Origin of the sequence: Bacteroides acidifaciens (assembly GCF_903181435.1) — a bacterium.
GTDB lineage: Bacteria > Bacteroidota > Bacteroidia > Bacteroidales > Bacteroidaceae > Bacteroides.
On record NZ_CAEUHO010000004.1, the window covers coordinates 114,225 to 127,547 of the forward strand.

Annotated in this window: 7 protein-coding genes; all 7 read right to left on the minus strand. The window is 44.5% G+C overall.

Annotated elements, in window-relative coordinates; translation table 11 throughout:
* Positions 1-5: 5 nt before the first annotated feature.
* Entirely contained in the window at positions 6-1,958 is a 1,953-nt protein-coding gene (locus CLIN57ABFB40_RS12635) for a hypothetical protein (RefSeq protein WP_254871767.1), read from the minus strand.
* A 38-nt stretch (positions 1,959-1,996) separates the two neighbouring features.
* Positions 1,997-4,399 carry a glycoside hydrolase family 3 N-terminal domain-containing protein gene (locus tag CLIN57ABFB40_RS12640; RefSeq protein WP_175630446.1) on the minus strand — a complete coding sequence of 801 codons (2,403 nt, stop codon included), beginning with the start codon at positions 4,397-4,399 and terminating at the stop codon, positions 1,997-1,999.
* Between the two features lie 24 nt (positions 4,400-4,423).
* Complete coding sequence (locus CLIN57ABFB40_RS12645) at positions 4,424-5,572, minus strand: glycoside hydrolase family 105 protein (protein ID WP_175630447.1); 1,149 nt, start codon at positions 5,570-5,572, stop codon at positions 4,424-4,426.
* Between the two features lie 11 nt (positions 5,573-5,583).
* Positions 5,584-6,852, minus strand: coding sequence for a DUF4861 domain-containing protein (locus tag CLIN57ABFB40_RS12650; RefSeq protein WP_175630448.1), 1,269 nt, complete (start codon positions 6,850-6,852; stop codon positions 5,584-5,586).
* 22 nt (positions 6,853-6,874) lie between these two features.
* Positions 6,875-10,981 carry a hypothetical protein gene (locus tag CLIN57ABFB40_RS12655; protein ID WP_175630449.1) on the minus strand — a complete coding sequence of 1,369 codons (4,107 nt, stop codon included), beginning with the start codon at positions 10,979-10,981 and terminating at the stop codon, positions 6,875-6,877.
* A gap of 21 nt (positions 10,982-11,002) precedes the next feature.
* The gene (locus CLIN57ABFB40_RS12660; protein ID WP_175630450.1) at positions 11,003-12,163 is read right to left on the minus strand and encodes a glycoside hydrolase family 105 protein; all 1,161 of its coding nucleotides are present in this window, start codon (positions 12,161-12,163) and stop codon (positions 11,003-11,005) included.
* A 108-nt stretch (positions 12,164-12,271) separates the two neighbouring features.
* Entirely contained in the window at positions 12,272-13,297 is a 1,026-nt protein-coding gene (locus tag CLIN57ABFB40_RS12665) for a formylglycine-generating enzyme family protein (protein ID WP_229126921.1), read from the minus strand.
* Positions 13,298-13,323: the final 26 nt, after the last annotated feature.

The following is a 13,323-nucleotide window of genomic DNA, read 5'->3' on the forward strand; positions in this document are numbered from 1 at the left end:
ATATATTATTCCAGTTTCAGCGTTTTAGTTCCTTCTTTCGTATAGAATTGCACTATGTTACTCCCCGCTTTTTGCTGCATATAATCACTTCGAGAGATATATTCAGTATTCAATTTCACTGTTTTTCCATTTACCTTATATTGTCCGGTATAAGCAGTTTCGGGCGAGAAGAACGTTAGTTCCAGCACGTCACCTTGAATATTGGTATACGAGATAGCAGGAGTGTCACTCGTTTCGTAATCGGTAGACCGCGTGAATTTAGTCTTTTTGGAGATATCACCGGCAAATTTAGCCAGTTCCTTTTCCTGATTGCCTTGGGCATCTTTGTATTGCCGGGTAATCTCCGTTGTCTCCAACACCCAAGAGCCTCTACGCCGATTACGGTCTTTCAGCGTAAGCACATCATGGTCCTTGATCGTATACTTACCGTCTACCGTATCAAAATCCCATGCTTCGGGAGTAGTAAAGGCAAACATCATAGAACCTGTGTGACACAGTACCCACCGCATACCATTGATTTCCTTGACGATTCTTTTCTTGATTCCCTTACGGCTGAAAGGAACATACATCTGATAGAATGTAGGTTGATTCATATAATCATCCGCCACATTATATACCCCTATCGCACTTCTTTCGTACCCTAGTACCCGATGATAGGGATTCTCACCATATCCCAGCTTATTCGATACAGTCTGATGCCTTTGCGGACGCTCCGGATTGTCATGACACACACTGAATACAGAAGCATTGGATACATCCGACTGCCACACTAAATGCAAGTTCTTTGTTTCCTTAAAAGCATACGTATACTGAAATCCTTTCAGTTTTTCAGGAAAGGCTTCGATCGTTTGTGTAGACAGTCCGTAATTCTGGCTTTGATAAGTAGACCTGCAATAGAAATGCCTTTCATCGATGCGCAAAGCGTCAAAACGATAAGGATATTTCTTTTCAGCATTCAAAGCTTCCAGATAAGGAAGAGGCTTGACAGTGCGTTGATAAGCCATCCAGAAATTGAAGCATCCGAAATTATCTTTGCCGGCAGTCAAACGGATGATACGTTCATCCGGCGAACCATAAAACAACCAAGCCAACTGCACAATCTGTACATCTGTACTCAAATTGCCCGTATATAAATTGGTCCAGCCTTTGCAACGGGGTGGATTGGCGCAATACAATCCCTGATTCCAAGGCAACATCAATTGTGCTGCCATGTGTTGATAAGTAATTGCAGCCGTCTTACGTATCTCTTCATCCCGACTGAATTCGGCAAGCATTCGCACGTATTGAAGATTGGTTCCTATATAAGTGAATGCATCTGCTTCGCGGCAATTGTCTGTGAAAAACTGTTTCAGGACATTGAGGATTCTGCCTCGCAAATAATCTTTCAGGTAAGAAGAGTCATGCCCGTCCGCATCCACAAAATCCGGCCATTCTTCTGCACACAGAAAACCGCTTGTCTGATGCATCATCCGCATATTCAGCGTTCCACGCTCGCTTGTATACTTCCCTATTTTCATAAATTCCTTAATCTTCTTACGCAGTTTTTCCGGCATTTTATCTTTGGTAAGCAGATAACCGTGCATAGTGGCATGAGCAAAGAAATCCATATCAGAACCGGACTGATAGAAATCATCCACATGGTCCAGTTGATATTGATACATATCAGTCAACTTCGAGATAGCCTCTTCCGTTTCATAATCGCACCACAATCGTACATAGTAAAATGGAGACAGATACTTGATGTTGTCCTCTTTCGCAAGTTTAGCTTGTAGCATACGTTGAATGAGCGACCGGCTTCTCTCTTCATAAGTGGCTCCGCGCATGACAGGTTCTGCGTCATTCTGCAAATTTTCCAATACAGAAGGCGAGAACGGGCTTCTTTTCTGCCCCATACTGTCATTACAAATGACCATGCCAAGCGACAACAATATGCAAAAGCCGATATATCTTAGTTTCATATTATCTTTGTTGTTAAGTTTGAAAGAATTCAACTCTGTCATTCATGAATCGTAAAGCCACCGGTAAGGCGAATATCAGTAGAGGACGAGCCAATCATCACTTTAAATGTACCCGGTTCCACCACAAAATTCATATCCTTGTTCCACAAGCCCAAATCCTGGGGAGTTAATCGGAAATGTACCGTCTGCTCTTCTCCCGGTTTCAAAGTGATGCGTTCAAAACCTCGCAGTACCTTCACATAAGTAGTCACACTGCTTACCTCATCCCTTAGATAGAGTTGTACCACTTCATCCCCCACGCGACTTCCCACATTCTTTACCTTGCAAGATACAGTGATGCCACCTTGCGTTCCTTGTCTTTCGGGAGTGATAACCAAGTCACGATATTCAAAAGCGGTATAGCTCAAACCATATCCGAAAGGGTAAAGAGCACCATATACCGAAGTCTCCGAAGCCTCATCCGAACCGGGCTTGAACGGGAAAGCAAACGGTATCTGCCCCACCGATTTAGGGAAAGTAACCGCCAAGCGCCCTCCGGGATTATAGTCGCCAAACAGAGCCTCTGCAACCGCCTGGCCGCCGAACTCACCAGGAAACCAGGCATGAAGAATAGCGGGAACATACTTTTCCGCATAGTTGATACTGGCGGCACGTCCATCAATCATCACCAATACAACCGGTTTTCCTGTAGCACAAACAGCTTCCAACAATTCCTGTTGACGCCCCGGTAAGTCCAGACTCGTACGTGAACGGTCTTCACGAACCGTCAGTTCCGAGCCTCCCAAAACCATGATAACCACTTCCGCTTCACGTGCAGCAGCCAGTGCCTCTTCCATCATGTGCTTTTCTTCTTCCGTCTTCTCAAAAGGAAGTATCTCACTCTCCGGGAAATGAGGATCGACAATCTCGCATCCTTTCTTATATACCACAGAAGCATCCGGCAATAGCTCTCTGATTCCCTGATAAACCGTTTTTACCCGCGCATTAGCCGGACCATAACGGCAAATCAGTTGTTCGCGTTCATCTGCATTCGGGCCAATGACGGCTAACTTCGTATATGATTTCTTCAAAGGCAACAGCTGGTTCTCATTCTTCAATAATACCAATGACTGGCGGGCTACCTCTAATGATAAATCCTGATGTTCCTGGCAATGAACCACCTTTTCCGCCTGTTCGCCATTTCCTCTAAACGGATTATCAAACAGTCCCAGCCAAAACTTAATACGCAGAATATCCGCTACCCGGTCATCGAGCGTCTTTTGCGATACCTTTCCTTCGGCAATGGCTTTCCGCAGAGGTATGATAAAATCTTCGGGAGCCGTGAAATGAGTACGGATATTGAGTCCTGCATTGACAGCCTGCGCTACTCCGTCAACTTCATCTGTCGCCACCTGATGCTTAGTCGTTATAAATTCTACCGCTTCACTATCGGACACTACATACCCCTTGAAACCGTATTCCTGACGCAGAATACCTGTCAGAAACTTATGACTGCCGGTAATCGGTTCACCGTCATAATCATTGTACGAACTCATTACGCCCAATGCGCCCGCCTCCGTAAATGCCACCCGGAACGGGTCCAGATACAGAGTACGCATTTCTCTCGGTGCTACATGAGGATCAGTGCGTGTCTTCCCGTCACGTCCTCCTACCGGTATGCTATATACAGCAAAGTGCTTGACCGTAGAAACCAGATTCTGCTTTTGCAGACTCATAATCATCTGTTTTCCCAACTGTCCCACCAAGTATGGATCTTCTCCGTAAGTCTCCACAGCACGTCCCCAACGAGGGTCCTGCACGATATCGAGAATAGGAGAATAGATATTGGTATATCCCAACGCATCGGCTTCTTTTGCTTCCGCCTCTCCGACACGGGCAATCAATTGCTTATTCCAGGTAGCTCCCTGTCCGATTTGCGAAGGGAAGTAAGTAGCCCGGTCATGGCACAATCCACGGATGCCTTCGTTAGTGAAGTCTACGGGAATGCCCAACCGTGTCTGTTCCACAAACCAGCGTTGGAGATCATGCTTCGTCTTTACATGCTTCGTATAGGGAAAAGAATATTCGGAACCGAACTCTCCCAATCCGTTGTGTTGTTCATCGATATTGCCGATTCCGTCTTTCCAAATTTCCAGTTTCCACCCTTCGACAGGTACGGCCTCCTTCAACACCCGTCCCGAACCATAAAGGGTAGCCATTTGGCAGGTCTTTTCTTCCACCGTCATTTGGTTCAGCAAGTCTTGCACACGCGCTTCCACAGGAGCACTCGGATCTTCGTAAACATCCATCCTGCCATTCTTATTGAAATCAATCCAGCCTTTGCGATAGATTCCGTTCTTGGGAGTGGCAGAAACAGAAGGGCTGTTGAAAGCCGCAGCAGATATATTTAAAACCGTGGCAGAGCAAATAGCCCAGGTAGTGACTTTTAAAAATGTCTTCATGTGATTCCAGTCTTCAGTTTATACTTATGATTGAGCTTTCAGCAGTTGATACTGGTCGTAAAACATAATGGCGACTCCATATCCGAACGGACGGTCATTCACAACCCCACGATTATAATAGTAGTCCTTATCACCGATACAAGTGCCGGCACATACATTCTTCATCACCAGATACTCTCCTTTCTTCATCAGGCTATGTTCCTGCAAACCGTTATAAGCACGTTCCACTACCGGCAGATAGGTGTCGGCAGGCAACAGCCCGTTTCTGATTCCCGCTGTGATAGCGTATGCGAACATCGCTGTGCAGGAACTTTCGATAAAGTTTCCTTCCTCGCCCGGATAAACAGGCAATTGATACCAATGTCCATTCTTTTGATCCTGTACATGGGCCAATGTATTCATCATTTTGAGGTATTTCTCTTTCAACTGTTCATATTCTGGCATTTGTTTCGGCATAAGCTCAAGGATATTCACCAGTGTCATGGTAATCCATCCGTTGCCTCTGCCCCAGAATTCATTATTTCTCCGATAAGGATTATCCGCCCATCCCAACAGGCAACAAGGGTCGACCGTAGAAATAGAATCATTATCCCAACCATGATACCACAAGCCTGTTTCCGGATCTTCCAGTTTCTCGGCGTGCGCATTGATTTGGAAAATGGCTTCTTTCAGAAACTTCTCATCCCCTGTCAGTTTATACATCTGCATCAAAAACTCGCTTACCATATAGACAGTATCATCCCACAATTCGATCACTTCTTCACGATGAGAGATTCCTCCGTTAGTAGATCGCGGGATATTACAATAATCCTTATAGACATCAAAAGCTTTTTCCTTATATATCTCTTCCCCTGTGGCCTGCGCCAGATAAGCCATTCCGAAGCCGGAAGCCACTGCATTAGGATGCAGCCCGTTCACATCGCCCATTGTATGTTCCATCGCCTCGCGCACATAAACAAACATCTGTTCTGTTGCGATATTATTCTCACAACGTTCAATGGCAGCTTTCAAGAAAATGGCTTCATTCCAGTTCCACACATACTTGTTAGCAGGCATATAAGATTCTATCACATAGCGGTTTAATTCATCTCCCCAGGTATTCGCTTTCTTATCTGTTGCACATGATGAAAGCATGCTTACAACGATAAGCAATAAAAATATTTGTTTCTTCATTTCTTCTTATCTTATTTGATGGTTATAATTACAGGATGATTCAAGTGATCGGCATAGGTATCAATTAAGCGGATGAAATCTTCTCGTTCGGAAAAACTGTCCACACCAAGTTCCCAACCAGCATATACCTGATAGTGATAGCCTTTCTCTCCCGATTTCAGTTTGGCACACCATGTCTTAAGGATTCCGCTTCCTGTGTCGGGGGTATGGAAGGTTTCTATCAGTTGTTCCTGCGGAATCAGTAAGGCCATTCCTAATTCATAGTCCTTATTAACCGTCTGCTTATCATGAGTAATCATGGAAATCCACTTCCCATCATATTGCTTCTCCACAGGTTCCTTTGTGTTGTTATTGGCCACAATACCCGTTACTAATACCGCATTTTCAGTAAGCGGCGAGATCCGGATATCTTCTTCGTGTCCTTGTTTTCCCGCCCATATCGTCACCGTTTCATGAACGTCGATTTTTGTTCCCAATACATCCCAGCCAATAAAGTCTAACCGAAACATTGAGCGTACCGGACCTTCCGTGATTATCTCAAAGTGAGAGGAGTCGATGATATCCACCGTATCTTTAGACTCCACTCCCATACGCACCAACGTATCCGGCAACTGAAGGGCGAGCCCACCCAAACCAAAAGAATTGGCCGCACTCAAAATGTCGCATCCCCACTCTCTTAATACCTGATAGGTGTTATCCGGGTATCCGTCCGCACGGATACCTACTGTATCCAGCACCATCTCCGATATTCTCTTACCAAACAGATCCCGACAGTTCCGCCCGTCGAAATAGTGGCGGAAAGCTATTTTATCATTTTCCCATGCCGGTCCATCCATCTGATAAGGATAATTCACAGATCTAGGTAAGTTATGTTTGCCATGCATATCAAATGCCAGTTCCTCCACGTGCCCGGGAGAAGTCATTTTCCCATAACGAATATTGGTACGTCTTTCAAAAACTGGATAATCAGATACAGAAACCCACTCTACCATCAGTTCAACCTTTTCTTCTCCTTTCAGGGTATATACAAAAGCCAATTCATCCCACACACCGTCCCGATCAATATCATCAACCTGACAGGGAACGTATGTACCGTCCAGCTTCTTCACTACGGGAACCAGGCTCTCACTGGCAGCTTTCAACTCCGCACGTGAAAGTTTGAAACTTTCATCTACACGCTCTTTATTTATCGGATTCTGTAACACAATGGTAGTTGCGGCTTTCTCCTGACAAGAGGAGAAACTGACGAGCAAAGCACACAGAATATAGATGATTCTCATTGCACCTCTAATAGATTGGTTATTAATCGGGATAATATTTCTCCAGTGACATAGGCTCCGGCATATACGGTGGCATCCAGAATGCGGACTGACGTTTGAACTTCAAAGCCGTAGCCGGATACCAGTTCTTCCACGAAGCCGGATCAGTATTCTCTATCGGAGACAAAGTTCCTTCTCCATTCCCATTGACAGCGGAAACAGCATACTCATATATGGTCAGATTCTCCCTGTTCTGCAAACGATTATCCAACGAACCGGGCATATTGAAGGCTTTCCGAACACCTTGAACTGTCTTATCAGTAAAGCAGTTTGCCTTTCCTTCATAGATTTTCCGGAATTCAGTTTCACCTTTCACTCTCCGGTACAAACGATACTGCTGTACGCCAAGAACTCTGCCCCACGATAATGTCACGCAGTTATCATTGAGTTTCATCCAAATACCCTCCGGATAGTGGGGTGCTTTATCAGTAATATAAACCGGATATTCCTGTGCAAAAGAAGCCTCCCTCTTTCCATTCATGGCAACAACCCGAACATGAATTTTACCTTCATAACCATTTTTGGATAACTTATAAGGAGATTGATTCGTCGTTTTCACCGCTTTCCAGTTCTTTCCACCATCAACCGAAACTTCCAGCCGCACCGTCTTCATCCGATTCGGATTTTCCCACTCAACCGATAACTGATTCTTTTCGTACGTTACATTCGTTATTTTAGCAGGTAGCGGCATAGCCTTTCCTGTGGTATACTCCCATGTATGTTCACCCTGTGGTAATGTCACCACTGCCTGTCCTGCCTTCACGCTGACAGGTTGAGCTACACCATCGATATAGAAAACTCCTTTAGTTGTCAGTCCCGAAAGAGTCATCTCGGTGGCTTTCAAAACCTTAAACATACCCGACAAAGTTCCATCAACCGCACGGGTCACGGCAACAGCCGCATCCGGTTCTCTCTTCAATGACAAACTTAAACCGTCTGCTGAAATCTTTGTACCTTTGATTAAAGCTAGTTGCAGACTGCCATCCTTCATCCGGCGAATCACTCCTGCCTTGCCTTCAAATGTTTCTTGCTCCGTGTGATATTCCAAATCCTTTCCTGCACGGAACACCAAATCTTCACTTTGCGGAGCACGGATGCCTACTACTCCTTCCGGGTAAGCATCTTTCTTAGCCGGAATGAAATCGGTTACATCTTTCGTTTCCAATAAAGGAATATTCTTCATGCTCCCCCGCAAGGGCGTCACTTTACCTTTCTTATGAGAAACCAATGTCAGCAGCGAACCGAAGGCATCCCGATAAAAGCCTTTGGATGTAACAGTTTGTGCAGTTGTCCAGTAATCATTACGTGCCGGTTTGGACAAGAAAGTAATTTGGGGATAATCAAATCCTTTTCCTGTAAACCAGGAGAAACGATGTGCTGCCCGCCAATTAGTTCCTGTTTCATCAAAGATCAGATAGTAATCCGTACCAACAAGCAAGATACTGCGGGACTGGTATTCAGGCCAGCTATATAAATCTGTTCCGGTAGCAGGTAACAGTTCCGCAAACTGCGCAATACCCAGATCATAGAGTGGAGCAGTCAACTCATTCATACCGATCGTACGGAACTCTCCGTTCTTCATCACACCGAAGTTGGTGATCCCATCCAAATTATTCGTCACATGGTCACCGGCATTTTCATTCTCATGACCGGTGAAAAGTTGTCCCTGCACATAAAAATAGATGCCACCGGAATTTCCCTGTGCCTGATTTCCCCAACGATAATTAGGTCCTTTGTCCACTTGTTCCAAATGGATAGACAATTCTTCCGGCGTGTCCACACCCGCCCGGAGCACAATACCATGCCCTACATATTTACAGCTTTTCAGATGCGGGTTCGTTCCGGCATTATTTACTGTATGCATCTGCTTATACACCTCCGTCCAATCCGAATTATTCGGTTTATGCTCCAGTTCTTTACCCAGCTTGCCAGCCCAAAAGATATTCTCTGCCACTATCGGATCGTAGTTAAATAGCCATTCTCCCAATTCCATCAACGAAGAAGGACGATCGAAAGTCGTTCCTCCCCCATGTGCGCCGTGAGCAGGATACTGGCGAGTGAAATGTTCTCCGTCCAATGCATCTCCCGGCTTCCATCCTTGCGGATAACCCGGCTTCGCATCTTTTATATTTCGATAATTATAGACAGGAGCAGTCAGCATATCCACCAACCATTTACCTCTCTCCGCCATATACGGGCTGGCAAACCGGTTCTTACCATCATACAATTCACTTGCTATATTAGAGTGACCTGTTGGACGAAGATAAGCCCAGTTGTAGACGCCCAAGCTCTCTACCCAGCGTCCGCCTTTTCCTTCAAAAGCTTTCACCTCGGGGCGTGTGTAGAATAGACCGTAAATTTCCAGACATTTCTCAAAGAAGTCTCCCCACTCCTTAGCCATCGGATGTTCCGGGAATAAATAAGATACCTGCATAGGAACACACCAACCATCGGCCGCCATATTTGCCGTACCCGCCAATGAGGTACGGATAGCATTCATCTCTTCGAGCATATTGACGTATCCCCCCATTATAAATAGGGCATTCACAGTCTTCCGTTGTTTCTCGGTCAACTTACGGGCATGAAACAGATAACCTTCTACCAATTTAGAATATACCGGACGGTGTTCTATTGAATGAATACCCGGATAAAAGTTCAACCCCATCGGATAATAAGCGAAAGCGGATGAGATCACACTCTTATAGAAACTCTCCGGAGTCAGCTTAGTGACATCGGTAAACAGGTTTTCCGGCTGTTTCCTGTCATCCGGATATTCCAGTTCCCAGTCCTTAACCTTATCCAAGCTCAAGGAAGCATATTGCTGATGTAGCATCTGTGCATAGCGATAGGACAGAAACTCCGATCGATGTGCACCACCATTAGCGGCAATCTTATCGATGCGTTTATTAAACTCTTTTACTGCTTGCTGACCTTGCTCTTCCGAAAAGAAGGCAATTGCAGTAGAACGACTTCCGTTCACGAGCGGATATTTAAAATATAACTTCTTCTGATTGTACCGGAAATAAATACTTAAATCGGGAGTCGGCTGCCAGATTCCATATTGACGGTCGTCCCACTTTTGATGATCATATACAAATACCCCCAGTTCATCCGCATTCTTCCCTTCTTCCCAAAAAGACATAATCGGAGTCTGCTCTCTCACTGAATTTCCACCAAATGGAGAAATACGATAAATCATCTCCTTGGAAGGATCTTCTATCCAGCCCATTCCCGTCCAATGAGGATCTTCCTGCGAATAGCTGGTATGAACAGGTGCATCGATACCCACCCATTGCGATGCTTTGTCGAATACCCGGTCCCACTGCGTTCCGAAACGTTTGACAGGAGCAAAATCCTCCCAACACATATCTAGATATACCTGATCTTCTTTCGACAGATTATTCATCTCTTCTTCCAAGATAACGAACGGATAACCTTGCACCACTTTTACACGAGCGATATAAGTAGCATTCCCTTCCAGATAATACTTCACCTGATATGTAACAAACAGATCACCTTTTTCCACAGGAATAGTCTCTATCCGTTCAATCTTTTTCCGGCCAGCATATAATACATTATTTCCTATCTTTCGTTCACCTTTGCGAAGCGAGATAATGGGAGCCGGAGCTTTTACCACCCCGGCTGCCTGTGAACCTGGAATATACACAACCAACTCCTCATTGCCTATTGAAAACTGATTTCCTTCTGACGATACTTTCAACGGACGTTCCACCGCAACAGGTCGGGAACCTGTCGCAGTAAATTCATATTGAAACGATCCTCCTTGCGGCAACACCGCAAAGAAACTTACCGTAGCGTTATACAACAGTCCGTTCTTTACCACCTTTTCCGATAATTGGAAAGGAACAGACTTGTTTTTTATTTTATCGATCAATGAAAGCGCATCCTCTTTCACTCCTCCTTCAAAAACGACCGGATAATTTACCAGAGTTCTCGGCCAATTATAAGTTGCAATATCAATCACATCCTGTTTTTCGAACCGGACGGATTTCCCGGCAGACATTCTTACCTGTGCCTGCAAGCATACTGCCAATACAATGAATACTACAAACAGAATACGTGTTTTCATGGTCTAAAATATTATCAATCTTTATAAGTTTGCCACCAATGCATATGCACACCAAAGCATAGGTGCTTGTCCGTGAAGATCTCCCGTCAGTGGCAGACGGTTGACGTAATGTTCACGACTATTCTTAATCATCGTTCCCTCGCATACAGCCTTTACATCTCCTGCTTCATCAATATAGTTACATAAAGCAATCCAGCCCTGACGTGCTGCCTTTCCATATTCTTCCGCATCCAGCCAACCTTTCTTCACGCCTACAATCATTGCATATGTAAACATAGCACTTCCCGAAGTTTCCTCCCACAATTCCGGATCATCTACCAACTGTCTCCACATGCCATGTTCATTCTGGGTCTCTTTCAGTTTTCTCATCATCTTCAGATAACCCTTCATAATGGCAGGTCTATCTGAGTTATTCTCCGGTAAGATACGTAATAATTCTGCCATTCCCACAGCCATCCAGCCGTTGGCGCGTCCCCAACAATAATGAGCGGAAGGAGCATGATAGAACAAACCGTTATTCAGTTGCAATGAATCCAGATAAACAACCATTTCACGAGAAGCACGATTGATGTATTTCTCATCTTTTGTCACCCGGTAAGCCTGTGCCTGAATAGCTGTAATCATAAACATATCGTCCATCCATAAACGTGTTTGCCAGGAAAATCCCTTATCCGCCCACGCTTGTTCGTAGGCAGTCAGTTTCAGTGTATCAGGAGCCTCCCACTGTGTATCGGCATATTTCATACCCATTTCCAGGTATTTTTCGTCCTTTGTTTGCATATACAGTTCCAAAGGCAATACGCCAAAAACATTATTATCAACATGGTTTGCCTTAGGTTGCAAATAAGCCTCTGTAGTGAACAACGGTTGGAAGCGTGCTTCAAGTCGTTCCTGCAACCCGATATTTTGTGTTGCTTTTGCGAACCACAATCCTCCCAACCAAGTACATACATCCGGATAAGTGACCTGTGTACGCGGCTCGTCCACACGTAACGGACTACCGTACTGCGAATGCCATTGCTCCAAAAAGCGGTTGGATATTTTATTTCCTACAGCCACCGGATCTGCTTCCAGTGGGAAGTCTGTTAATTCAGTATTCGCTGTTCCGCGATGTCCGAATGTGAAAGCACATACAGCTACTACCACTAAAAGTAAAGATCCTATTATACTATATTTTCTCATAACTCATACCTATTTAATAATTTAATATACCAGTTTTTGCTGTTGGACAATCGGCAAAGCCGATATGCCCAGGCAAATTAGTAGATAAAAGAGAATCAATCTCACAAATCAATCTATTTTGGGATGTACTAGTCTGAAACCGATTAATTTATTACGTTTCTCTATGGGGAAAGCGCTGCGTGAGGAAACCCGACAAGCATTTGTATTGGTATTCCATCCTCCACCACGACAGATACGTTTTTGTGGTACATCTGATGGCAACGATTCCGGTCCCGTCGGATCTATCTGATCTTCTCCGCCATATTCTTCATACCAGTCAAGACAAACTTCGGCTACGTTACCGGACATATCATAAAGCCCCAATTCGTTCGGTGCTTTCTTTCCTACTTCTTCCGGCCAAAACTGCATAGCTGTTTGTCCTTCGGGCAATCGGTAACAATTGGATAGATTATATCCTACTTCATCGAAGACATTACTACCGGCATAGATTGTAGAAGTCCGTTTTCTACCACCACGGGCAGCAAACTCCCACTGTGCCTCGGTAGGAAGCATAAAATGCAATCCGGTTATCTCATTCAGTTTATTACAAAAGTTCTGCATCTCTGAAAAAAGACGATTATCCATTGGCAAGCGAGTACTAGCCTTGTCTTTCCAGGAAAAATTCTCCCACTTACCCATTACATAAGAATATAATTCTTGCGTGACCTCAAATTTACAAATGTAAAAATCACTAACAGTCACTTTATGCACTGGAAGCTCGTGAATATGAACGTTCTCTCCCTGTTCCGCAGTTCCTCCCATCAGGAAAGTACCACCGTTCACAAACACCATATCTTCCTTAATAAATTTTTCAAAAAACTTTACTCGTTCGGGACGTATTTCTGTGGTCCAAACATTTTCCGGATCTGCCGGATACCAATCCCTAGCATCTTTGATGCGTGGTATTTTGGTTGCATTTATAGTAGCAGCCTCAAACAAAGAAGGACCTTCCTTTAATGGCTCCGAACTGAAATAGGCATCACCCGGTTCTACCGGACGTGATATGTTATCATACTCATCATTATCGCTGCAAGAAGTAGTTGCCATAACCAAAGCAGTACCCAGCATTATATATTTTAATGTTTTTATCATCATAGCTTTCTTTTTTAGCGTTAACCGTT